Origin of the sequence: Streptomyces himalayensis subsp. himalayensis (genome assembly GCF_013778455.1) — a bacterium.
Classification (GTDB): domain Bacteria; phylum Actinomycetota; class Actinomycetes; order Streptomycetales; family Streptomycetaceae; genus Streptomyces; species Streptomyces himalayensis.
This window is the reverse complement of record NZ_JACEHE010000047.1, coordinates 20,355-44,029: the sequence shown is the minus strand read 5'-3', so window position 1 is coordinate 44,029 and position 23,675 is coordinate 20,355. Positions and strand designations below refer to the sequence as shown.

Genomic DNA, 23,675 nt, shown 5'->3' with positions numbered 1-23,675 from the left:
CCCGAGAGCGTGGACCCGGGGCGCTAGCCCTGAGGCCGCGAGTCGTGCGGCCGGAAGAACTCCGAGTGACCACCCTGTCGGGCCTCCGCCCGGCTGATGATGACGGCGAGCTCGCCCGTCGCCTGACGAAGCGCCAGTTCGAGGGCGGCCGGGGTGTGCAGGTCGCCGCTGCCGTCGGGCGGAACGAGCCACTGCAGAGAGCGTCCGGACCGGTAAGGGGGAGGCACGGCGACCCAGGATCCCTTACCTGCGTAGCGGATGCCGGAGCCGATCCAGCGGCAGGCCGGATCCGGCGGCAGGAAGAAGCCGACTCTGTGCGCTGCGAAGTCCGCGAGTGTCGGCCCGGGCTCGTACTGCGGGGTGCGCAGCAGGGTGTCGAGCGTGAGCAGGCCGAGCTCCTCGGGAACGCTGAGCACGTCCCAGAACCGTCCGGAAGCCAGTACCACCGTCCCGTGTTCGCCGTATTCCCACTCCCGTTTGCACGCGCGGGGATCCTTCGCGGCCGCGGCGAGCCACTCCATGGCTTGCCTCGAGGCCGAATTCCTCATGACCCTCCTCCATAAAACATCTGCTCGGCATGATCGGACGGAGAATCAACTCCCAATGGGCACAAACCTGTTCGGATTGGTGCACCGGGTCCGACGCGCTCATGCTGGTAGATATTTCTACGGCGCGGAAGGGGTGGCGAAGCCTGGCGTTTCGTGGAAATGCGTTCGCATGTGGTGGCGCGTTCACAATCCGCCCACATGTCCGGCGTCACGACTTCACCCATGGGACGACTGTCCGATCGCCGTGGGGCCGTGGGGCCGATTGAAGCCGCAGCGCGGCGGACCTCGATGGCGAACCGCCTGAGGGGAAGGGACCCGCCGCGCGCGGAACGGAGCGGGGGACCGGCTCGCGAGGCAGGCAGCGCCGCCCACGGCGCTCCGGCAACATCCGCGTCCTCAAGGTGTGGTGCGTGATCGTGTGGAGAGGTTCTGCCGCAGCAGGTCAGATGCTGTACGCCACGACGGCCTCCACGAACCGGCCCACCTCCTTCTCCGGCAGGTTGCGCGCCAGGTCGGCCTCGCTGATCATGCCGACCAGCCGCTTGTTCTCGTCGATGATCGGAACACGGCGGATCCGGTGCTCCTCCATGGTCTCCAGCACCTGCTTGATGTCCGCGTCCGCCTTCACCGTGACGGGCTTGCCCTGCGCCAGTTCGCCGGCGGTCATCTTCGTCGGATCACCCCCGGCGGCCAGGCACTTCACCACGATGTCGCGGTCGGTGATGATGCCGTGCAGCTTGTCGTCGTCACCGCAGATCGGCAGCGCGCCCACATCGAGGTCCCGCATGCGCCGTGCCGCGGCATCCAGCGTCTCGTGCTCGCCCACACAGTCCGCACCGGTGTGCATGACGTCTCGCGCACTGGTCATGACAGCCTCCTTGGCAGCCTCCTTGGCAGCGGATCGGCCTGCGGAGGCGCGAGGATGCCACGGCATCCCTGATCTGCCACGGTATCTCTGGTCCGCCACGGCATCCCTGGTCTGCCACGACTCCCCTGGTCGCCTCCTGTGCCTTGGCCCAGATCCATTCTCACTCCGGCCGATCCACGATGCATCCGAGGCAGTCGGCGCTACCCGCCCGCGGTGGCGATCCCCTCACCGTCGGCGCGCCGCCTCCACGGCCGCCGCGACAGCGGCGCTCAACCGTCCGCGTCCGCCCCGATGACGGTCGGCGGCATCATCTGCCGGCGCTGTTCCGTCAGCCGCTGCCGTTCCTCCTCGCCGAGCCCGGCGAACACCTGCTCACGCCTCCGGTGGAGTTCGGCGAGCTCCACCGGCCGTACGCCCGGACGGCGAGAGCAGGCCCAGCTGGCCGTAGTGGCGCAGTGTCCGTACGGTGTGGCCGGTTTCGCGCGCCAGCTCGCCGATCTTCCGCATGCTCTCGTCCGTCTCTGCCATCCGTCTCCTCCCAGGGATGCAGGACTCACGCCAGAAGGTGACGTAACGTCAGTTTCAAGGGATGGGGGGGTCACCTGCGCGGCCCCAGGGACTACGACACCCAGGTCGTCGCCGTGTCCGAGTAGCGCAGCAGCACGCCTACCCCGTCTGCCAGCCGCGGTTCCTCGTGTGGCGGTACGACGACCAGCTCGGCGCCCGTACCGACGGCTGCGCGGATCAGGGCGGCATCGGCCGGTTGCTCCTCGACGGCGTTCACGCCGAAGGACCGCAGGTCCACAGGGGACAGGGCGATGTGCATCGGCGCGGGCCCGGTCCACACGCGCGCGTCGAACTCCGTGTGCTCGTTCACGAGGAGGGACCTCGCCTGGCCTCGCTGCAGCGCGGCGACGGTGGCCCCCATGCCCTCCGCCGCGCTCCCGTACCGGGCCCTGTGCGCCATGAACGTCTCCGCCTGGGCCCGGTCCCGCACCGCCATGCGTCCGCGGAACACCTCCTCGAGTTCCTCCTCCAGCAACGCCCGGCCCCCGTCGCCTTCACCCGCGCCGCCCTCGGCGACGATCGCGCGTTCGCTCAGGCGCCGGGGCAGCCTGTGCAGCAGGACGCCACGCGCCCACACCTCCCCGCACACGACGATCACCTCCGCACCGCCCCGGTCAGCCAGCTCCTCCAGCTCGCCCACGACCTGCGCCACGCCCCTCTGCCAGTCCGCTGCGGGGATCCGCCGACAGGAATGCGTGCCGGGGGTGACCCTGCTGATGGGCCACCGACCCGTCTCCAGGTCGACCTGCAGTTCCTCCTGGGCGCCGGTCTCGCCTCTCAGGTCGGCGCGGTGCACGACGACGGCCGCGTACGGAATATCCGGTGCGTGCTGAACCGCCAGCGGCATGGCGTCCGGCAGTGAGGTGAACTCGGCCAGGTCACGGACGGGCGGATCGGGCAGCTCCTCCACCAGAGCGAGCCGCCCCTGTGCCGCGAAGATCGCCTGGCCGTGCCGGCCCGGCACGGTCCTGTCGGTCCCGATCACGGCGGCCACGGCTGCGACGGTGGCGGTATCGGCCCCCTGTGCGGTCAAGTCGTCCCGCACATGACGTCGTCGCAGGTCGTTGGCTGTCTCAGGGTCCTCGATGTCGCGGGACGTATCCACATAGGCACATGCGTAGGGACCCGGCCGTGCGTACAGCGGTTCAAGAAAGGACAGCTTCACGGTTGCCTCCTGGCCTCACCCCTTGTCCTTGCCGGTGCCGGTGCCGGTGCCGTCGCCCCTGGTCACACGAGGGTCTTCACACGAGGGTCTGATGGTCGGCGGCGCGTCGGCGGGACGCCTCGATCTCGGCGTAGGCCTGCTCTCGGCCCTCCCAGTGGGAACCCTCGACGGACTTGCCGGGTTCCAGGTCCTTGTAGACCTCGAAGAAGTGGGTGATCTCCAGCCGGTCGAACTCCGGGACATCGCCGATGTCCTGCGTGGCGGCGTAGCGCGGATCATGGGCGGGCACGCACAGGACCTTCTGGTCCATGCCCTTCTCGTCGCGCATGACGAACATCGCGACCGCGCGGCACTCGATGACGCAGCCGGGAAACGTCGGATCACCGGTGATGACCAGGGCGTCCAGGGGGTCGCCGTCGCTGCCGAGGGTGCCGTCTATGTATCCGTAGTCGGCCGGATACTTCGTGGAAGTGAACAGCATCCGGTCCAGCCGGATCCGCCCCATCTCGTGATCCATCTCGTACTTGTTGCGGGAGCCCTGCGGGATCTCCACGATCACGTCGAATTCCACGGTGGCTCTCCTTGTCCGCGTCCTCGGCCCGCCCACCGGGACCCGGCCGCTCACAGGCGCGGGTCCAGGTGGGGGTCCCCTTGTGTCGCATCGCAGGTCGGCCGCTTCCTGCCGTCCGGCTACCCCGTGGGATCGGCCATGAACGGAATCGGTGCGCGCGTTTTCCTGGATTTGCCTGCGCACGGCCGGATACCCGGTGCGGGATTCCTGCCGTGATCTCCGGCGGAATGCGATTACGTCGGTGCGGAAAGCAGAGCGGATACGGCAGGAAGAGCAGTGACGTCAGTAGGGGCCGAAGACGTTGTCGATCGATCCGTACCTGTCGGCCGCGTAGTTGCACGCAGCAGTGATGTTGGCGACCGGGTCGTAAATGTCCATCGACGTACCGGGCACGTGATAGGCCTGGAACGTGGGGTCGATGACCTGGAGGAGACCCTTGGAAGGTGTTCCCTTCGCGGCGTTGGAGTCCCAGTTGTTGATGGCCTTCGGATTGCCCGAGGACTCACGCATGATGTTCCGGTGGATTCCGTCGTAGGTGCCGGGAATCCCGTTCGCGGCCATGACGTCCAACGACTCCTTGATCCAACCGTCCAGGTTGTCGGTGTACGTCTTCGCGGATGCCGGCGTGACGGTGGTCGTGGTCGGCGTGGCCTTCTCTCCGAGAGTCAGCTTGAGGCCGGCGCGGATCTTCGACGGATCGCTGCCGATGATCGCCTTGTTGTCCTCGTACAGCTTCTTCCAGCCACCCTTCAGGTTGTGCGCGGCCGCGATCTTGGCCAGGGTGTCGCCGGCAACCACCGTGTAGGTCGTCGGGCTGCCCTTCTGGGCGGCGACGACAGGCGAGAGCGCCGCTGCGGCGGTCGCGTAGTGCGCCGCCGGAGCCGCGTCGGCAGTGGCCGCGGTCGCCAACGGTACGGCGAATACGGCACCACCCACGCCCATGGCCATGAGGCCTCGAGCGAATGGATTGGTCCTGGGACGACGGTGCTTGCCGTTTGCGCGCATGACGAATTCCTCTCCGTCGCCTGCGAGGTGAGCTGTCGGGTTCGGGCTGGAGATGCCCGGCCGCATGTGATTGCGACTTCACCCCGAGCCGGTCCGGTTTCCGGATCGGCGACTTACCTGGGTTCCCCGCTCCTGCCATACGTGGGTGATTGCGGTTTTCCGGGCGGCGGCAGGATTCGGCGCGGACCCCCGGATTGGCGCGAACGTAAGCGAGAGCGCCCGACCGGAACAAGGGCCGAAATCACAGAGAAATCCCCATTGCGAATCAAGCCGGGACAGATGCGGTTACGCGTCGGCCGCCGGGGAGCCCAACTCCCCTTGTCTGACGACGACATGGACGAGGGCGTGGGAACGGCAGAGAACGGTCAGCTCGCCCTGAAGTGAGGCATATCACGGTTTCGTGGGAATTCCTCTCTTCGCAACCCCAAGTGAATCACTGCAAGTTGGACCAACAGGCTTAATACGAGCTTTAGTGAGAAAACGAATAAATCGCCCATATATGGTCAGTGGGATTGCTCACCGGGTCGCCCTCCAGGGCGGCCCGCTGCCAAGCCGCCTCCCTCAGCAGCCGCAGTCCGTTGAGGCCGACGATGACGGTGGAGCCCTCGTGACCGGCGACACCGAGCGGAAGCGGAAGAGTGCCCACCAGGTCCCAGGCGACGAGGCCGCCGATGAACACCCCGGCGATCACGAGGTTCTGCACCACCAAGCGCCGTGCCCGGCGGGAGAGCGCGATCACCGCGGGCACGGTGGTGAGTTCATCGCGGACGATCAACGCGTCGGCGGTCTCCAGCGTGAGGTCCGAGCGTGCCCTGCCCATGGCGACGCCGGTGTGGGCGGCGGCCAAGGCCGGGGCGTCGTTGGCTCCGTCTCCGACGACCAGGAGCTTGCGGCCGGCGGTAACGGGCCACGGAGCTGACACCAACACCGCCGCCACGGCACGCGAGGGCCTCGAGACCGTGGGCGCCGCCGATGTGGCCGCCACGCTCCAGGCCCTCGCCACTCCCTCCCGGCTGCGGATCCTGACCCCTCTCACACCGATCCGGAGCGCACCCGCCTTACGACGCGGCGCGCTCGCTGCTGCCCGTACGACGCGGCGCGCTCGCTGCTACGGATGTTCGCCCCGCTGGCCGTTTCCATGGGGGCGGTTACCGTGAAATGGGCAGGACCGGCTGGGGAGGTCACCGCAGATGTCGCCGCTGTCGAACATGCGCCTTCCGGCGCTTTCGGTGCTGGGGACGCTGGCCGGTGGTGTGGCGGGCGGGGTGGCCCTCGGGGTACGCGGCGTGGCGGACGCGACCGCGCTCCTGGTCGGCCTCGACCGGCGCGATGTGTGGTCGCGGCCGGGGCGGTGCCACATCGAGGTCCACGGCGTGCACGGCCCCCGGGGGATGCGGGTGGGCCGGCTGGTGGAGCGCGCCCTGGAGGAGCATCCGGGTGTGGAGTGGGCTCGGGTGAACGCGCCGTCGGAGCGGGTGGTGGTGGCGCTGGGCTCGCCGCCCCCGTCCGAGCGGGAGCTGATCCGGCTCGTCGCGCATGCGGAGGCACACGGCATGGCGGCGCCGGCGGAGCCGAGCGAGTTCGACGAGTGGTGCCCGGAGCCGCACCATCCGAGCGAAGGGCCACGCAGGCGGAAGGAGCTCCCGGCGCTGGCCGCGGACGCGGTGGGGCTGCTGCTCTCCCTCGCCACGCGCCTGTCGCCGTGGACACCGCTGCCGGCCGAAGTCGGTGCGGTGGCCTCGGCCCTCCAATACCACCCTCGGCTGCGGAAGTGGACCGCGCGGGGCCTGACCGGCCGGGAGGAGGCCGAGTCGGTGCTGCCGGTGCTGAACGCGCTGGCCCAGGGCGTGGCCACCCGCGGCGGAGGGCTGGTACTCGACGTCGTCGCGCGAATCTCGCAGTGGCGGGAGGCGAACGCGGACCGCGACGCGTGGGGGGCGGCCGAGCCGCACCTGATGCGCGAGCCGGAGGACGCGGCGGCCGAGCCCATCGTGGTGGAGCGGCCGGGTCCGGTGCACCGGGACGTCACGGCACGCTATGCCGAGCGGGCCATGGGCCTCGGCGCGCTGGCCGGCGCCGCGGCCGCGCCGTATGCCGGCTGGCGGCGCGGGCTGGCGGTGGCGCTGGCGAGCGTGCCGAAGGCGCCGGAGGCCGGACGCGAGGGGTTCGCCACCAGTCTCGGCCGGTTCCTGTCGCTGCGCGGGGTCGTGACCATGGACCGCGGCGCCCTGCGCCGGCTCGGCCAGGTCGACACCGTGGTGTTGGACCTGGAGGCGCTGCGCAGCGGCCGGCACGAGCTGACCGATCTGGTACCGCTGAGGGGGGCCGATCCTGAGCAGATCTCCGACCGGCTCTTCGCCCTGTTCGACCCGGAAGCACCCGGTCGGATGCACCAGGACGACGAGGGCTGGGTGCTGGGCCCGCTGGAGGCGTCGGAGCCGGCCGGGCGCCAGGCCGCGGCCCGGCTGCGACGGCGGGGCAGCGAGCAGATCCTCGGCCTGTCCAAGGCAGGGCGCCTGAAAGCGGTGGCGGGGGTGTCCGCGCAGGTGCTGCCGGGTGCGCAGGCCCTGGCGACGGCCGCCCGCCGCTCGGGCATCCGCGTGGTGCTCGCCGCCGACGAACCCGACCCGGCGCTCGGCTTCGTCGACGCCATGGTGCCCGCCGGTGGGCGACTGGTGGCGTCCGTGCGCGGGCTGCAGGCCGACGGCGCGGTGGTGCTGCTGATCTCGGGCAACCGCCGGGCGCTGGGGGCCTCCGACTGCGGAATCGGGATCCACCTGCAGGGTGAGCCACCGGCCTGGGGCGCCCACCTGCTGATCGGCGACGACCTGGAGGCGGCCGCGCTGATCCTGGCCGGTGTCGGGGTGGCCCGGCAGGTGGACCGGGACAGCGCCGTGCTGGCCGCGGGCGGCAGCGGCGTCGGCGCGGTCGCGGCCTTGCAGGCCCCGCCGGCCATGGCGTGCTCACGGGGCCAGGCCGCGGGCAACACCGCCGGAGCGATCGCCTTCTGCCTGGGCCTTTGGCGGGCCCGGCAGCTGCTCTCCCGCCCGCTCACCCCGGCCGTCGAAACCATCCCCTGGCATCTGATGCCCGCCTCGCGGGTGCTGGAGCGGTTGAACACGAACCTCGACGGACTGACCGCCCAGGAGGCCGCGGCGCGAGCCACGGACACGTCGCTGGGCCGTGAGCCGCTGCACACCAGCCTCCCGTCGGCGTTCATCGACGAGCTGGCCAACCCGCTCACCCCGGTGCTCGCCGCCGGGGCCGCCCTGTCCGCCGCCGTCGGTTCCCGCACCGACGCCGCGCTCGTCGCCGGGATCACCGCCACCTCCGCGCTGGTCGGAGGCGTCCAACGGGTACGGACCGAGCGCGCCCTGGCCGAGCTGACCGCCCGCTCCGCACTCGGCGCGCGGGTGCGCCGTGCAGGTGCCGAACTGCTGGTATCCGCGGAGGAGTTGGTGCCAGGGGACGTCATCGCGCTGCGGCCCGAAGACGTGGTACCCGCCGACTGCCGACTGCTCCAGGCCGAGGGACTGGAGGTCGACGAGTCCTCGCTGACCGGCGAGTCGCTGCCCGTGGCGAAGGACCCGGCGCCGGTGGTCGCCGCGCAGATCACCGACCGCACCTCGATGCTCTACGAAGGCACCACCGTCACCGCCGGGGAGGCGACGGCCGTCGTCGTGGCCACCGGGGCGGCCACCGAGGTCGGGCGGAGCATCGCCACCGCCCGCCAGGCGGCCCCGGTGACCGGCGTCGAAGTGCGCCTGAACAAGCTGACCAAGGCGAGCCTGCCGGTCGCGATCGCCTCCGCGGCCGCGGTGACCGGATCCGCGCTGCTGCACGGGCAGCCACTGTCCAACAGCCTCGCCTCCGCGGTGAACCTGGCCGTCGCCTCCGTCCCCGAAGGGCTGCCGTTCCTGGTCAACGCCGCCCAGCTGGCCGCCGCCCGCCGCCTGGCCGACCACGGCGCCCTGGTGCGCAACCCCCGCACCATCGAGGCCCTCGGCCGCGCCGACGTGCTGTGCTTCGACAAGACCGGCACCCTCACTCAGGGCAGGCTCCAACTCACCGCCGTCAGCGACGGGAACCGGCCTCTGACCGTCGACCGGCTCCCTCTCTCCCACAAGGTGATTCTGGGCGCCGCGCTGCGCGCCACCCCGCCCGCCCGCCATGCCGAGCCCATGGCCCACCAGACCGACCACGCGGTGGCCTCCGGGGCCCGCCGGGCCCGGGTGTCGGTGACCCGCGGCGCTCCCCGCTGGCGCCGTACCGACGATCTGCCTTTCGAATCCGCCCGCTCCTACCACGCCACCGCCGGCCGCACCCAGCGCGGCCTGCTGCTCAGCGTCAAGGGTGCACCGGAGAACATCCTGGCTCGCTGCCGGTACCGGTCCTGGGACGGCAAGGACATCGCCCTCGACGACGCCGCACGCAAGGAACTCACCGCCGCCACCGAGGAGCTCGCCGGTGCCGGCCGCCGCGTACTCGCCGTGGCCGAACGCCCCCTGCGGGCGGGCGAGGAGCTCACCGACGAGGCCGTGGACGACCTGGCCTTCCTCGGCTTCCTCATCCTGGCCGACCCGGTGCGCCCCGGTGCCGCCCCGGCCACCGCTCGGCTGCGCGAGGCGGGGGTGCAGACCGTCATGCTCACCGGCGACCACCCCGCCACCGCCGACGCCATCGCCGCCTCCGTCACCGGGCAAGCGGAGCATGTCGTGTGTACGGGGCCGGAGTTGGACGACCTCAGCGACGACCAACTCGACGCCCTGCTGCCGACCGTGGATGTGATCGCCCGTTGCAGCCCGCATCACAAGGTCCGCATCGTCCAGGCGTACCAACGTCTGGGCAAGGCCGTGGCGATGACGGGCGACGGCGCCAACGACGCCCCCGCCATCCGCCTCGCCGACGTGGGCATCGCCCTCGGGCGCCGGGGCACCCCTGCCGCCACTGCGGCCGCCGACCTGGTCATCAGCGACGACCGGCTGGAGACCATCGTCGCCGCTCTTACCGAAGGCCGGGCGATGTGGACCTCAGTCAGGACGGCGCTGGCCATCCTCATCGGCGGCAACCTGGGCGAGGTGACCTTCAGCGTGCTCGCCTCAGCCGTCACCGGCAGCGCCCCGCTGAACGCCCGTCAGATCATGTTGGTCAATCTCCTGACCGATCTCGCCCCCGCCGTCGCCATCGCGGTGCGGGCACCAGCCGAAGAGGCCGGGGAGCAGCTGCTCCAGGAGGGCCCCCACCAGTCGCTCGGCGCCGCGCTGAACCAGGAGATGCTGCTGCGCGGCCTGACCACCGCCCTCGGTGCAGGCCTCGCCTGGGTGGTCGCCCGCATCACCGGCACCGAGCGCCGCGCGAGCACCGTCGCCCTCGCCGCCGTGGTCGGCACCCAACTCGCGCAGACCCTCACCAGCGGCAGTCTGGACCGCAACGTCCTCCTCGCCGGCCTCGGTTCGGCCGCCGCCCTCATCGGCATCATCCAAATCCCCGGCGTCAGCCACTTCTTCGGCTCCACCCCGCTGGGCCCGTTCGCCTGGGGCATCACGCTCGCCGCGATCGCCGCGGCCACCCTCCTCCACACCGCACTGCAACCGCTCACCCGTCGGCTCGCGGAGTCGGAGGCACTGTCCGCCGCGGCCGGGGGGCAGAGGTAGGAGCAGGCCCAAGGCTGCCTTTTCCCACGGTGGTTGTGGCCACGGGGTTCACGGCGCCGGCGTGGATTCCGAGGACCTCGCGCTGTACCGGGAGAAGTTTCGGCGACGTCCGCCGGAGTCGCTGGACGAGTTGCGCGGCCCGGCCCAGGAGGTCGTGGAGGAAGCGGGAACCTGAGGCCGGTCCGCCCACGCGATGACGTTCCCGCAACGAGTTGCTGAGCGTCGCGCCGTGGCTGGGACGCCAAAGTGCCAGGAGTTCGAGGCCGCCTTGAACCCACCCCGCCGTCCGCAACGACCACGGCTGCGGGACCCGTCACGAGGACGGGGCCCGCAGCCGGTTGTTCGCCGGACAGCGGTCAGCCGCTGACCGTGATGTTCGAGCTTCCGCTGCTCTGGTAACCCTCGGTGGCCATGATCATGTAGTACCTGAACTGGCCCATGTTCATGCCCGCGCGGGCCCAGGCGTCGAAGTGGTTGCCGGTGGTGATGGTGCCGGAGCCGCTGGTCACCTTCGACTGCCGGACGCTCCAGTACTGCTGGAAGGTCTTGGTGCCTTCCACGGACGGGGCGTTGTACCGGGTCGTCTGGTAGATGTCGTACGTGCCGCCGTCACTGTAGACGGTGCCCTTGTGGGTGCCGGTGGGCCGGTAGCTGCCCCAGTTGTCGACGATGTAGTACTCCACCAGCGGGTTCGAGGTCCAGCCGTAGAGGCAGCCGTAGCCGTTGCCCGACGGGTTGAAGTAGCCGGTGTAGCGGACCGTCCTGCGTCCGCCGGTGCTCCAGCCCTTGCCGGCGACGAAGTTGCCGCAGTTGGTCCACCTGGTGCTGTAGCTGCCGCCGCCGTTGAGCGTCATGGAGACGGAGCCGCCGCCGTCGGTCCAGAACGAGTAGTACATGCCGTCGGTGCCGGTCTGGTTGGTGGTGATGGTGGTGGCGGCATGGGCGGTGCCGGGCAGCAGCAGCCCGGACGCGGTGGCGAGCGCGACGGTGCCGGCGCCGCCGAGGAAGCCTCGTCGGCTCATGCCGTTGAGTCGGCTCACGCCGTTGAGGGGAGCGGGGTTCTGCTGGATCTGGTCCTGCTGCGTGCCGTCCTGCTGCATGCATCCTCCCGATGAAGGCTGGTGGGGACCGGGCGGCTTCTGCTGCCCGGCGGCCTTGCATGGAACACGGCGGGGGTCGCCCGTCGTCGTGCAGTACCGACCGACCGGCGTCCCCGGTCACATGACGCGAGGGGAACGACGGACTCCTGTCGTTCGGTGGCCATAGTTTTCGTAGAGCCTCATGACCCTGTCAACGCTTTCGACAGCCTTTCGGAAACATTTCCTTAACCAGAGGAAGCCTTGATGAGTGCGCCTTCGCTGGTCAAGCCGCCTCTCACACGAACCGGCGTGAGGGATGGAATGGAATCCGGGAGGGACAGAACGCCAGCGTGTGCGGGGTTTTCAAAACTTTCTTCGCGTCGCTTTCGAAACTTTCGGAGCCTCTCGGGGCCCTCCGTGGTCCCCTCCTCGTGCCGCTGCGTGACGCACCTACAGGCTCGCGGCCTGGATCAGAGCCAAAGCGTCGCCATCCGAAATCCAGGCACTTTCCCAACGGCCCTCACGACCCCCTGCCGGTCGACTCCACCGGCAGATCATGAGCGTCATACGAGCGTCAAGAATTCCGAAAACCAAGCACGCCGATGCCGCCCCACCCGTCGCCCGAGCACAAATCGCAGGTGAAGCCATGGCAGAAACCTCGACCTGTTGGATCCCCCGAAACAGGTCGAGACCTCCCGCCTCCACTGCAAAGCAGCAGGTCAGGCGCCCTTTCCTGCGGGCTCCAGAATCGCCACGCACTCCACATGATGCGTCATCGGAAACAGATCGAACGCCCGAAGCGTCCGCACCCGGTAGCCGCCCTCGCGGAAGTACGCCAGGTCGCGGGCCAGCGCCGCCGGGTCGCAGGCGACGTAGGCGATGCGGCGGGCGCCCAGTGAGGACAGGTGCTGGACGGTCTTCTTGCCCGCGCCGGCGCGGGGCGGGTCGAGGACGATCAGGTCGACCTCGGTGATGCCGGTGCGCGGCAGGACGGACTCGACCCTGCCCTGTTCGATGCGGACCCGGTCGAAGTCGGCCAGGTTGTGGCGGGCGTCCTCGACCGCGCGCTTGCCGGACTCGATGCCGAGCACCGCGCCTTTCTCGCCGACCCGGTCCGCGAGGGCTCCCGCGAACAGGCCCACGCCGCAGTAGAGGTCGAGCGCCATCTCGCCCTTGCGCGGCAGCAGGCCCTGCATCACGGCCTTGACGAGGGTGTCGGCGGCCTTCGGGTGGACCTGCCAGAACCCGCCGCTGCCGACCCGGTAGGTGCGGCCGTCGGCGCGCTCGCGCACGAAGGGCCGGCCGTGGACGCGGTGGACTCCGCCGTCCTTCTCCTCGACCCGCATCACCGAGACCGGCTTGTCCAGTTCGACGATCGGCAGGCGGGCGCCCGGCTTGGGCGTGAGGATCACCTGGCGGTCCTGGGAGCCGGTCGCGGCGATCGCCTCGATCGACGCCATGCCGGTCCAGTCGCGCTGCTCGATGCCCAGCTCGCTGACGCCCTCCGCGGCGATCATGCAGTGCTCGATCGGCTCGACCTCGTGCGAACGGTGGCGGCGAAGACCGGCCTTCCCGTGCTCGTCCACCGCGTACTGAACGCGCGTGCGCCACGCGGGCACCTGCCCGGCGGGAAGCTTGTCGCCCTCGGCGGGCATGACCGTGCCGTCCCAGCCGGCCTCCTCCGGCGTGAGGCCCGCGAGGCGCTTCAGCTGCTCCGCGACGACCTCGCCCTTCAGCCGCCGCTGCGCGCCCGGCTTGGCATGCTGCCAGTCGCAGCCGCCGCAGCGGCCGGGACCGGCGTACGGGCAGGGCGCCTCGACGCGGTCCTTGGACGGCTCGAGGATCCGTACGGCATCGGCGCGCAGGAAGCGGGAGTCCTCCTCGCCCTCCGTGACGCGCGCGACGACCCGCTCTCCGGGCAGGGCGTGCCGTACGAACAGCACCTGCCCTTCGTCGGTACGGGCGATGCAGTGGCCACCGTGGGCGACGGGGCCGATCTCGACCTCGTACTCCTCCCCCACCAGCGAATTCTTCGGTTCTGCCTGCATGGCGGGGTGACTCCACAACGTAAGGAACGAACGGACGGCGCGAGAAACGAACGGACGACCTACGAAGCGAACGGTCGGCGCACGTCAGAATCGGCCGGACAACAGCCCACCAGTCTACGTTGGGTATCGTCCGGCCGTTCACCACAGGAGCGTCGGCGCCAGGTCAGCTCTTGGCGCTCGGCTCCTTCGGCCGCTTCTCCACGGGACCGCGCCGCACCGAACCGGGCGCGTTCCACTCCTGGCGCTTGCGGGCCCGCTTCCTCGCCACCTCGGAGGACTCCAGCTGATAGGGCACGGAGGTCACCATCACGCCGGGCGTGAACAGCAGCCGGCCCTTGAGCCGGAGCGCGCTCTGGTTGTGCAGGAGCTGCTCGTACCAGTGGCCCACCACGTACTCGGGGATGATCACGCTGATCGCGTCCCGCGGGGACTCGCGGCGCAGACCCTTGACGTACTCGATGACCGGCCGGGTGACCTCGCGGTACGGCGAGTCGAGGACCTTGAGCGGTACGTCTATGCCGCGCCGGTCCCACTCCTCCTTCAGGGCCTTGGTCTCCGCCGGGTCGACATTGACGCTGAGCGCCTCGAGGGTGTCGGAGCGGAGCAGCTTGGCGTACGCGACGGCGCGCAGCGTCGGCCGGTGGATCTTGGAGACGAGTACGACCGAGTGGACGCGGGAGGGGCGGACGATGTCGTCGGCCGGGCCCTCGGGGGCCGCGAGCTCCTCGGCCACGCGGTCGTAGTGGCGGCGGATCGAGGTCATCGTCACGTAGAAGATCACCATGCCGAGCAGGGCGACCCAGGCGCCGTGCGTGAACTTGGTGACGAGGACGACGACCAGGACGAGGCCGGTGAAGAAGGCGCCGAAGGTGTTGATCGCGCGGGAGCGGATCATGCGGCGGCGCTTCGCCGGGTCGGTCTCGGTCCTCAGATGGCGGTTCCAGTGCCGGACCATGCCGGTCTGGCTGAGCGTGAAGGACACGAACACGCCGACGATGTAGAGCTGGATCAGGCGGGTCGAGTCGGCTCCGTAGATCCAGACGAGCAGCGCGGCGGCGCCCGCGAGGAGCACGATGCCGTTGGAGAAGGCGAGCCGGTCGCCGCGGGTGTGCAGCTGGCGCGGCATGTAGCGGTCCTGCGCGAGGATCGAGCCGAGCACCGGGAAGCCGTTGTACGCGGTGTTGGCCGCGAGGAACAGCACCAGCGCGGTGGCCGCGGCGAGGAGGATGAAGAAGAACGTCCCGTCGCCGAAGACGGCAGCCGCGACCTGCGTGATCACCGGGTTCTGGACGTAGTCCTCACCGACCGGAGCGCCGTCGCGGAGCAGGTCGTGAGCGGGGTTCTCGGCCATGCGGACATTCGTGACCATGGCCAGGCCGATGATGCCGCAGAACATGGTGACGGCCAGGACGCCCATCAGCGCGAGCGTGTTCGCCGCGTTCCTGCTCTTGGGCTTGCGGAAGGCGGGCACGCCGTTGCTGATGGCCTCGACGCCGGTCAGCGCGGCACAGCCGGAGGAGAAGGCGCGCAGCAGCAGGAAGACGAGCGCGAATCCCGCGAGGCCCTGGTGCTCCGGCTTGATCTCGAAGTCGGCGGTGGGGGCCTTCATGGTGTCGTCGAGGACGATCCCGCGGAACGCACCCCACATGATCATGATGAAGACGCTGGCCACGAAGACATACGTCGGGATGGCGAAGAGCTTGCCGGACTCCTTGACGCCCCGCAGGTTCATCAGCGTCAGCAGCACGATGATGCCGACAGCGCATGCGACCTTGTGCTCGACGAAGAAGGGGATGGCCGAGCCGAGGTTCTCCACGCCGGACGAGATCGACACGGCGACGGTCAGGACGTAGTCGACAAGGAGGGCGCTGGCGACCGTGCGGCCGGCCTTGGGCCCGAGGTTGGTGTTGGCCACCTCGTAGTCGCCGCCGCCGCTGGGATAGGCGTGCACATTCTGCCGGTAGGACGCCACCACCGTGAACATCAGCACGACGACGGCGAGCGCGATCCAGGGGCTGAAGTGGTACGCCGACAGGCCCGCGATCGACAGGACCAGCAGGACTTCTCCGGGCGCGTAAGCGACGGAGGAGAGCGGGTCGGAGGCGAAAACGGGGAGTGCGATGCGCTTGGGCAGGAGTGTCTCTCCCAGCCGGTCACTGCGCAGTGCGCGCCCGATCAGGATCCGTTTGGGCACGTCGGTCAGTTTGGACACGCAGAGGATCGTAAGCGTTCGAACGGGGGATCGCCCACCCACCACCCCACACGTTCGCAGGATGGCCATAGGAGGACACCCACACATGCGTACATCGGCCGCGAAGGGCGCGGACCACGCCGTGATCCAGGTCCTCGAAAGGCCCGATGTGCACCGGCGACGTGACGTGCGTCATGCAGGTGCGGGCGTCGGGCGAGGTACGGTGGCGGGCGTTTGTCACGCAATGTCCACATCTAACGAGAGGAGGTCGGGCAGCGTGTCCGTCGGCCTTCCGTCCGTCATAGCCGCCACCACCCAGTGGCTGATCCGCGCTTATCCTCCGGCCTCCGGGGCGCTCAATGCCGTACTCGCCGAGGCGCAGGCCCGGCAGGCGGCGACCGTGGCCGCCTGGCTGCGCTATCCGACCGCGGTGGACGCCTCGCTGGTGACGCTCGTCGGACCGGGCGGCGCCGGGCGCCTGGACTGGCTCGTGGGAGCCGACGCCGGTGAGCTCGACGCCGACGAGCACGCGTGGCGCACCTGGGTGGACGAGGTCGTGGCGAGCTGGGCGGCCTCACTGCTCACCGACCCCGCGCTCGCGGCCGCGGCCGTGGCGGCGCTGACCGGGTCCGAGCACATGGGAGCCTCACCGGTCGAGTTCCGGCGCCTCACCGACCCCGACGCATACGAGAGGAACGCGGCTCCTCTGCTGCGCCACCCTGACCTCGTGCTGCCCGTGGCCCGACTGCACCGGGCCGGGCTCGTCGAGCGGCTGCAGGCCGACGCCGTGGGCGCCGACTGACGGCGGTACGCCGCCCACCTCCGTTAGGCGCGCGGCCGGACGGCGCACGCCCTCCGCGCGATCGGTGCTGCTCCGATCAAACACGTACGCGGATGAGGGCAACGCAAGGGTTGCGTCATAAGCTCGTCAACGGGCAACGCCGTACGCGGTTGCCCGGTTGTTGCCCGGCCTACTGAGAGAGAAGAGTGAGCAGTTTGTTTTCGCAGGTCAGCAGGGTGACGAGGACTGCGGGGTAGAGGTCAGGTGCACATCGTCATCATGGGCTGCGGACGAGTGGGCTCCGCTCTCGCGCAGACCCTGGAGCAACAGGGGCACACGGTCGCCGTGATCGACCAGGACCCCACGGCGTTCCGTCGTCTGGGCTCCGGGTTCGGGGGCCGCCGCGTCACCGGTATCGGCTTCGACCAGGACACCCTGCGCGAGGCCGGCATCGAGGAGGCGGGCGCCTTCGCCGCCGTCAGCAGCGGCGACAACTCGAACATCATCGCGGCCCGGGTGGCCCGCGAGATGTTCGGCATCGAGAACGTCGCGGCAAGGATCTACGACCCCCGCCGCGCCGAGGTCTACCAGCGTCTTGGCATCCCGACCGTGGCGACGGTCCGCTGGACCGCCGACCAGATGCTGCGGCGCCTGCTGCCGTCCGGCGCGGAGCCGCTGTGGCGCGACCCCACCGGCGGGGTGCAGCTCGCCGAGGTACACACGTCACCGGCCTGGGTCGGCCACAGGATCAGCCGGCTCCAGGAGGAGACCGGGGTCCGGGTCGCGTTCCTGACGCGGCTGGGCGAGGCGATTCTGCCGACCTCGCAGACGGTTCTGCAGGAAGGCGATCTCGTCCACGTGATGATGCGTACGGACGACGTCGAGAAGGTCGAGGCGGCGTTCGCCGAGGGTCCTGAGGAGGGCGGTCACTGATGAGGGTCGCCATTGCCGGAGCCGGTGCGGTGGGTCGTTCCATCGCCGGCGAGCTGCTGGAGAACGGGCACGAGGTCCTTCTCATCGACAAGGCGCCGACCGCCATCTCGGTCGAGCGCGTACCGCAGGCCGAGTGGCTCCTCGCCGACGCCTGCGAGATCACCTCGCTCGACGAGGCGGCGCTGCAGCGCTGCAACGTGGTCATCGCGGCCACGGGTGACGACAAGGTCAACCTCGTCGTCTCGCTGCTCGCGAAGACCGAGTACGGGGTCCCGCGGGTCGTCGCCCGCGTGAACAACCCCAAGAACGAGTGGCTGTTCAACGAGGCGTGGGGCGTCGACGTCGCCGTCTCCACGCCGCGCCTGATGTCGGCCCTGGTCGAGGAGGCGGTCAGCGTCGGCGACCTGGTCCGCCTGCTGCGCTTCAGCCACGGCGACGCGAACCTGGTCGAACTGACGCTCCCGCCCGAGTCGGCCCTGGCCGGCACGCAGGTCGGCGATGTCGAGTGGCCCGAGGACACGTCGCTGGTGACGATCATCCGCGGCAATCGGGTCCTCGCCCCCACCCAGGAGGACTCCCTGGAGGCGGGCGACGAGCTCCTGTTCGTGGCTGCCCAGGCCCGCGAGGAACAACTCGAGGACCTGCTGTCGGTACGCCGGGAGGACGCGGCGAGCTGACGCGAGCCGCTAGCCGCTGGTCGCTGTGGGGGGTCGTGCCGCTGCTGTGGGCGTGCCGCCGCTGCGGGCAGTCGTGCCGCTGGGCGATAGGGCTCCCACCTGCTCGTGCCAAGCCGAGAGCTCGTGGGAGCGTGGGCACAGCGGCACACCCGCGACGGCGGGCAAACATGGAGGGGGCGCCCGGAATGATTCCGGGCGCCCCCTCCGTCGTTGCGATGGCAGGGCCCTGGCCCTGCTGCGGCCGCCGTACCGGCCGCGCGCGGCCCTACGCCTCGCGGCGGTGGCGCCCCGCCGCGGTCTTGCGGTCCGGGTCCGACTCCTCGCCCGCACCCGGCTTCTCCTGCTCCTTCGCCTTCCTGGCGTGCTCCTCCGCCTCCATCTCGGCGAAGACGTCGATCGGCGCGGGCGCCTTGGCGAGGAACAGCCAGGTGAGCCAGACCGCCAGCAGGAACGGCGGGATCTTCAGCGCCACCAGGACCCAGCCGAGCTGGGTGGTGTCGGCCCACCAGTAGAGCGGGAAGAGGATCGCGCACTTGGCGAGCAGGATCAGGCCCCAGGCATAACTGGCCTTCGCGTACGCCTTCTTGCGGCCGGGGTTCCGGGTCCGCCAGGAGAGGTTCTCCTTGAAGACCGGGCCCAGGATGAGGCCGATCAGCGGGACGCCTGCGAGTGTCGTGATGATGTAGGCGAGGCCCAGGCCGAGCGTGTAGAGCATGCCCGGGAGGTAGAAGTCCTTGGCGTTGCCGGTCATCATCGCGAAGACCACGCCGAAGGCGACGCCGAAGACGCCGCTGAAGGCGTGCTTGACGGTGTCCTTCATGACCAGCCGGACGACGACCAGCAGCAGGGACACCCCGAGGGCCGCGATGGCCGACGTGTGCAGGTCCTTGTTGATCGTGTAGATCGCCACGAAGAGCAGGCCCGGGAGCACCGTCTCCACCATGCCCCGCACACCGCCGAAGGCCTCGAAGAGTGCGGCCTCGGTCACTGCCCTGGAGTCGGTGGATTCGGCGCCCCCGTCCGTGGTCCGATGGTCGGTCGGCTTGTCGAGGGACGTCACCGGCTACTCCCGTCCGAGCGGTCTGAGTTCGTACTTCGGGTTGAAGAGCACCCGGCGGCCCCGGCTCATCGAGATCCGGCCCGATGCGATCAGCTTGCGCCCCGGTTCGATTCCCACGATGGAGCGCCTGCCGAGCCACACCACGTCCAGGGCCGCGGAGCCGTCGAAGAGCTCCGCCTCCAGGGCCGGGACCCCGGCCCGCGGTCGCAGGGTGACCGTGCGCAAGGTACCAGTAACCGTCACTATCTGGCGGTCGTGACAGTCGCCTATACGCGTACAGCCTGCGGTGTCGGCGTCCTCGCGCAGCTCCTCCGACTCCAGGTCCTCCTGGGACGAGGAAAGCCGGTCGAGCATGCGCCGGAACCGGCCCGCCGGCTTTTCGGAACGAGGGTCAGCACTCATGACAGGAAGCCTACCGGGGGGCTGTGACACTGGAAGGTACCTCCCAGGCCCTTGGGGCACTGGGGGAGGAACAGGTGCTCGTCTGCGCGCTCTCCTGCTCGGATACCCGGTCGGCACCTCTCTCGAACCGGCACCCCGCCCCGGGTGGGAGCTCACCGCTCGAACCGATACCCCATCCCCGGCTCCGTAATGAAGTGCCGCGGATGCGACGGGTCCGCCTCCAGCTTGCGGCGCAGCTGGGCCATGTAGACGCGCAGATAGTTCGTCTCAGTGCCGTAGGAGGGCCCCCAGACCTCCTGGAGCAGCTGCTTCTGGCTGACGAGGCGGCCGGTGTTGCGTACGAGGACCTCGAGCAGATGCCACTCGGTGGGGGTCAGGCGCACGTCGCGTCCACCGCGGTTGACCTTCTTGGCGGCCAGGTCGACGGTGAAGTCCTCGGTCTCCACGACGACCTCGTCATCGCCGGCCCCGACAGGCTCCGCGCGGCGGACGGCGGCGCGCAACCGGGCCAGCAGCTCGTCCATGCCGAAGGGCTTGGTGACGTAGTCGTCGGCGCCCGCGTCCAGCGCCTCGACCTTCTCGTCGGAGCTGTGGCGGGCGGACAGGACCAGGATCGGTACGCGGGTCCAGCCGCGCAGTCCCTTGATCACCTCGACGCCGTCCATGTCGGGCAGACCCAGGTCGAGCACGACCACGTCGGGGTGGCGGGCGGCGGCGATCTGGAGTGCGCCGGTGCCGTCGGAGGCCGAGTCCACCTCGTACTTGCGCGCCTTGAGGTTGATGACGAGCGCGCGGACGATCTGGGGTTCGTCGTCGACCACGAGCACCCTCGTGGGGGCCTTGGGGTCTCCCCCAGATGAGTGCAGCATGGGGCCTGCCTTTCTTCTGCTGCGGCGGTCGTGCTTCTGCTGCGGCGGTCGTGAGGTCATCTCGTGCGGAGGTCGTGCGGGCCGGATGCCGCCGTGAGATGACGAGCTGACGAGATCAAGCTGAAGCGATCAAGCGGACGTTCCGTCCCGTGCGCGTGCCGGGTCACGAGGCGGCCTCCGCGGGAAGGCGGGGACCGATCTGCGGGCGGCCCACGACTGCCTTGAGGGTCAGCACCATGGTGAGGCCGCCCCCGGGAGTGTCCTCGGCGTTGAGCGTGCCGCCCATGGCCTCGGCGAAGCCGCGGGCGACGGCGAGGCCCAGGCCGACGCCGGTGCCGCGGGGAGCGTCACCGTAGCGCTGGAAGGGCTCGAAGATGCGTTCCTTCGCCTCGTCCGGCACGCCCGGGCCACGGTCCACCACGCGCACCTCGACCCGGTTGCCGAGCGCACTGGCTGCCACCAGGACCGGCTGTCGGCCCGAGCTGTACTTCACCGCGTTCTCGACGATGTTGGCGACCGAGCGCTCCAGCAGCCCCGGGTCGACGGCCACCATCGGCAGGCTCTCCGGAACGTCCAGGTCCACGCTGTCCTCCGGTACGCCGCCCAGCGCCATCGGCACCACCTCGTCGAGGTCGATCTCCCGGATCAGCGGGGTGACGGTGCCGGTCTGCAGCCGCGACATGTCCAGCAGATTGCCCACCAGGTGGTCGAGCCGGTCGGCGCCCTCCTCGATGCCCTCCAGCAGCTCGGCCTGGTCCTCCTCCGACCACGCCACGTCGTCCGAGCGGAGCGAGGTGACGGCGGCCTTGATGGCGGCGAGCGGAGTGCGCAGGTCGTGGCTGACGGCGGCCAGCAGCGCGGTGCGGATGCGGTTGCCCTCGGCGAGCGCCCGGGCCTGTTCGGCCTCGGACTCGAGCCGCTGCCGGTCCAGGATGACCGCGGCCTGTGCGGCGAACGCGGCAAGCACCCGGCGGTCCTCGGCGGGCAGGACGCGTCCGGACAGCGCCAGCGCCATGTGGTCGCCGACCGGCACGTCCACGTCCGCCTCCTCCGGGCGCTGGACCAGCAGCGACCGCGCGCCCACGCTGCCCGCGCAGGTCCACGGCGCGACGTCGTTCTCGCGCTCCAGCAGCGCCACCGACTCCATGCCGAACGTCTCGCGCACCCGCTCGAGGAGGGCGTCGAGCGTCGTCTCGCCACGCAGCACACTGCCCGCCAGGAACGACAGGATCTCCGACTCGGCCCGCAGCCGCGCCGCCTGGTGGGTGCGGCGGGCCGCCAGATCCACGACGGAGGCGACCGAGACGGCCACGGCGAAGAAGACGCCGATGGCGACGATGTTCCTCGGGTCGGCGATCGTGAGGCGGTGCAGCGGCGGTGTGAAGAACCAGTTCAGCAGCAGGGACCCGACCGCTGCCGAGGCCAGCGCCGGGAACAGCCCGCCGAGCAGCGCCGCGGCCACCGTCAGCGCCAGGAACAGCAGCATGTCGTTGGCGAGCCCGAGATCCGCTTCGACATGTGTGAGCAGCAGGGCCAGCAGTGCCGGACCGGCCACGCCCACCAGCCAGCCCGCGATGATCCGGGACCGGCCCAGGCGCGCGCCCCGCGCCACCGGCAGCCCGCGCCCCTTCGCGACCTCCTCGTGGGTGACGATGTGCACGTCCAGGTCGGGCCCGGACTCGCGGGCGACGGTGGCGCCGACTCCGGGCCCGAAGACGTACTGCCAGGCCTTGCGGCGCGAGGAGCCGAGGACGATCTGCGTGGCGTTGACGCCGCGGGCGAACTCCAGCAGCGCCGAGGGGATGTCATCGCCGATCACGTGGTGGAACGTGCCGCCGAGGTCCTCGACGAGGGTCTGCTGGGCCGTCAGCTCCTTGGTGGAGGCGGACGTCAGCCCGTCGCTGCGGGCGATGTAGACCGCGAGTACCTCGCCGCCCGCACCCTTCTCGGCCAGGCGGGCGGCGCGCCGGATCAGCGTACGGCCCTCCGGACCGCCCGTCAGACCGACGACGATCCGCTCGCGCGAGCCCCAGATCTTCGAGACGTGGTGCTCGCTGCGGTACTCCTGCAGATACTCGTCCACCCGGTCCGCCACCCACAGCAGGGCCAGCTCGCGCAGGGCCGTCAGATTGCCGGGGCGGAAGTAGTTCGACAGGGCCGCGTCGACCTTGTCGGGCTTGTAGATGTTGCCGTGTGCCATGCGGCGCCGAAGCGCCTGAGGCGACATGTCGACCAGCTCTATCTGGTCCGCGCGCCGCACCACCTCGTCCGGCACGGTCTCGCGCTGCCGTACGCCGGTTATCGACTCGACGACGTCACCCAGTGACTCGAGGTGCTGGATGTTGACGGTGGAGACGACATGGATGCCCGCCGCCAGCAGCTCCTCGACGTCCTGCCAGCGCTTGTCGTTGCGCGAGCCGGGGATGTTCGTGTGGGCCAGCTCGTCGACCAGGGCGACGGCCGGGGCGCGCTCCAGGACGGCGTCCACGTCCATTTCCGTGAAGACGGTGTCGCGGTACGCCAGCTCCTTGCGCGGGATCTGCTCCAGGCCGTGCAGCATGACCTCGGTGCGCGGCCGGCCATAGTGCTCCACGAAGGCGACCGCGCAGTCGGTGCCCCGTTCCACGCGCCGGTGCGCCTCGGACAGCATGGCGTACGTCTTGCCCACGCCCGGCGCCGCACCGAGGTATATCCGAAGCTTGCCGCGTCCCATGGCCCCATTGTCTTCCGTGACGGCCGCGGACACCCCGGTCAGCGCTCCGGTGTGCTCCAGTCGGCCTCGACCAGACGGTACCGCCAGGAATCACGGCATACGGGCTGGACAGCAGGGCACGGGGAGTCTTTGACGCAACCCTGATACGGGACCGCGGGCATCACTCGTCGCGCCCGCCCGCGATGTGGACCCCGGCAGGGCCCATCCCGGGTGCCGGTCCCCCTGAAGCGACGGGCCGAGGCGGCGCGGACCCTCCAGCTCCGTCTCGTCGTCGGTGGCCAGCGGGAGGAACGCGGCGTCGCGTCGAGCCCCACCACCCGGCAGCAGCCTCAAGCGCGCCGAAGGGGACGCGCCAGGATGTGCGCCCGCGGCGGGTACTCACCCAGGCCCTTGAGGCACGGGGAGGCGGGCGCAATCCTCCGGAGCCGTCCGACGACAACAGCTCGGCGCCGGGCCTGGGGGTACCACCCAGGCCCTTGAGGCACTGAGGGCGTACATCCCCGCGCGGCGCCGACACCGGACGAAACGGCGCGCGTACCAGCCC

Annotated in this window: 18 protein-coding genes, 1 pseudogene and 1 riboswitch; of the genes and pseudogenes, 5 read left to right on the top strand and 14 right to left on the bottom strand. The window is 70.4% G+C overall.

What is annotated here, in order from left to right:
• Nucleotides 1-23: 23 nt before the first annotated feature.
• From H1D24_RS38615 to H1D24_RS38585, 7 genes are all read right to left on the bottom strand, one after another.
• Nucleotides 24-548: a hypothetical protein gene (locus tag H1D24_RS38615; RefSeq protein ID WP_258564666.1), complete on the bottom strand. Its 525-nt coding sequence runs from the start codon at nucleotides 546-548 to the stop codon at nucleotides 24-26.
• 442 nt (nucleotides 549-990) lie between these two features.
• Nucleotides 991-1,416, bottom strand: a complete 426-nt coding sequence (locus tag H1D24_RS38610) for a CBS domain-containing protein (RefSeq protein WP_181662420.1) — start codon at nucleotides 1,414-1,416, stop codon at nucleotides 991-993.
• 372 nt (nucleotides 1,417-1,788) lie between these two features.
• Nucleotides 1,789-1,944 (bottom strand): MerR family DNA-binding transcriptional regulator, encoded by a 156-nt coding sequence (locus tag H1D24_RS38605; RefSeq protein ID WP_220137712.1) that lies wholly within the window; start codon nucleotides 1,942-1,944, stop codon nucleotides 1,789-1,791.
• A 91-nt stretch (nucleotides 1,945-2,035) separates the two neighbouring features.
• Complete coding sequence (locus H1D24_RS38600; protein ID WP_181662419.1) at nucleotides 2,036-3,148, bottom strand: baeRF2 domain-containing protein; 1,113 nt, start codon at nucleotides 3,146-3,148, stop codon at nucleotides 2,036-2,038.
• Nucleotides 3,149-3,224: 76 nt separating this feature from the next.
• The gene (locus H1D24_RS38595) at nucleotides 3,225-3,719 is read right to left on the bottom strand and encodes an inorganic diphosphatase (protein WP_181662418.1); all 495 of its coding nucleotides are present in this window, start codon (nucleotides 3,717-3,719) and stop codon (nucleotides 3,225-3,227) included.
• A 282-nt stretch (nucleotides 3,720-4,001) separates the two neighbouring features.
• Complete coding sequence (locus H1D24_RS38590) at nucleotides 4,002-4,724, bottom strand: transglycosylase SLT domain-containing protein (protein ID WP_181662417.1); 723 nt, start codon at nucleotides 4,722-4,724, stop codon at nucleotides 4,002-4,004.
• A gap of 2 nt (nucleotides 4,725-4,726) precedes the next feature.
• Nucleotides 4,727-4,882: riboswitch (cyclic di-AMP (ydaO/yuaA leader) on the bottom strand.
• A 311-nt stretch (nucleotides 4,883-5,193) separates the two neighbouring features.
• Complete coding sequence (locus H1D24_RS38585; RefSeq protein ID WP_508481450.1) at nucleotides 5,194-5,652, bottom strand: hypothetical protein; 459 nt, start codon at nucleotides 5,650-5,652, stop codon at nucleotides 5,194-5,196.
• Between H1D24_RS38585 and H1D24_RS43275 the strand changes: the two are divergent.
• Together H1D24_RS43275 and H1D24_RS38580 are read left to right on the top strand one after the other, a co-directional pair.
• Nucleotides 5,612-5,758: pseudogene (locus tag H1D24_RS43275) on the top strand (transcriptional regulator); the annotation flags it as partial. The gene H1D24_RS38585 and the pseudogene H1D24_RS43275 sit on opposite strands and share 41 nt — an antisense overlap.
• A gap of 156 nt (nucleotides 5,759-5,914) precedes the next feature.
• Nucleotides 5,915-10,378, top strand: coding sequence for a cation-translocating P-type ATPase (locus tag H1D24_RS38580; protein WP_258564665.1), 4,464 nt, complete (start codon nucleotides 5,915-5,917; stop codon nucleotides 10,376-10,378).
• 356 nt (nucleotides 10,379-10,734) lie between these two features.
• On the opposite strand, the gene xynA is transcribed toward H1D24_RS38580, so the two are convergent.
• The 3 genes from xynA to H1D24_RS38565 all read right to left on the bottom strand — a co-directional run bounded on the left by xynA (nucleotide 10,735) and on the right by H1D24_RS38565 (nucleotide 15,717).
• Entirely contained in the window at nucleotides 10,735-11,478 is a 744-nt protein-coding gene (xynA, locus tag H1D24_RS38575) for an endo-1,4-beta-xylanase XynA (RefSeq protein WP_181662416.1), read from the bottom strand.
• 698 nt (nucleotides 11,479-12,176) lie between these two features.
• Nucleotides 12,177-13,505, bottom strand: coding sequence for a class I SAM-dependent RNA methyltransferase (locus H1D24_RS38570; protein WP_181662415.1), 1,329 nt, complete (start codon nucleotides 13,503-13,505; stop codon nucleotides 12,177-12,179).
• Nucleotides 13,506-13,668: 163 nt separating this feature from the next.
• Nucleotides 13,669-15,717 (bottom strand): APC family permease, encoded by a 2,049-nt coding sequence (locus tag H1D24_RS38565; RefSeq protein ID WP_181662414.1) that lies wholly within the window; start codon nucleotides 15,715-15,717, stop codon nucleotides 13,669-13,671.
• Between the two features lie 256 nt (nucleotides 15,718-15,973).
• On the opposite strand from H1D24_RS38565, the gene H1D24_RS38560 reads away from it, so the two are divergent.
• From H1D24_RS38560 to H1D24_RS38550, 3 genes are all read left to right on the top strand, one after another.
• Nucleotides 15,974-16,498, top strand: coding sequence for a hypothetical protein (locus H1D24_RS38560; protein WP_309484607.1), 525 nt, complete (start codon nucleotides 15,974-15,976; stop codon nucleotides 16,496-16,498).
• Nucleotides 16,499-16,741: 243 nt separating this feature from the next.
• Nucleotides 16,742-17,410: a potassium channel family protein gene (locus tag H1D24_RS38555; protein ID WP_181662412.1), complete on the top strand. Its 669-nt coding sequence runs from the start codon at nucleotides 16,742-16,744 to the stop codon at nucleotides 17,408-17,410.
• Complete coding sequence (locus tag H1D24_RS38550) at nucleotides 17,410-18,087, top strand: potassium channel family protein (protein WP_181662411.1); 678 nt, start codon at nucleotides 17,410-17,412, stop codon at nucleotides 18,085-18,087. Before H1D24_RS38555 ends, H1D24_RS38550 begins: the two co-directional genes overlap by 1 nt.
• A 265-nt stretch (nucleotides 18,088-18,352) precedes the next feature.
• Here the strand turns inward: H1D24_RS38550 and H1D24_RS38545 are convergent, their stop codons facing one another.
• The 4 genes from H1D24_RS38545 to H1D24_RS38530 all read right to left on the bottom strand — a co-directional run bounded on the left by H1D24_RS38545 (nucleotide 18,353) and on the right by H1D24_RS38530 (nucleotide 23,131).
• Nucleotides 18,353-19,147 carry a DUF3159 domain-containing protein gene (locus tag H1D24_RS38545; protein ID WP_181662410.1) on the bottom strand — a complete coding sequence of 265 codons (795 nt, stop codon included), beginning with the start codon at nucleotides 19,145-19,147 and terminating at the stop codon, nucleotides 18,353-18,355.
• Between the two features lie 3 nt (nucleotides 19,148-19,150).
• Nucleotides 19,151-19,549 carry an OB-fold nucleic acid binding domain-containing protein gene (locus tag H1D24_RS38540; RefSeq protein ID WP_181662409.1) on the bottom strand — a complete coding sequence of 133 codons (399 nt, stop codon included), beginning with the start codon at nucleotides 19,547-19,549 and terminating at the stop codon, nucleotides 19,151-19,153.
• A gap of 152 nt (nucleotides 19,550-19,701) precedes the next feature.
• A complete protein-coding gene (locus H1D24_RS38535; protein WP_181662408.1) occupies nucleotides 19,702-20,418 on the bottom strand; it encodes a response regulator in 717 nt (238 codons plus the stop codon).
• 163 nt (nucleotides 20,419-20,581) lie between these two features.
• A complete protein-coding gene (locus H1D24_RS38530; RefSeq protein ID WP_181662407.1) occupies nucleotides 20,582-23,131 on the bottom strand; it encodes a DUF4118 domain-containing protein in 2,550 nt (849 codons plus the stop codon).
• Between the last annotated feature and the right edge of the window lie 544 nt (nucleotides 23,132-23,675).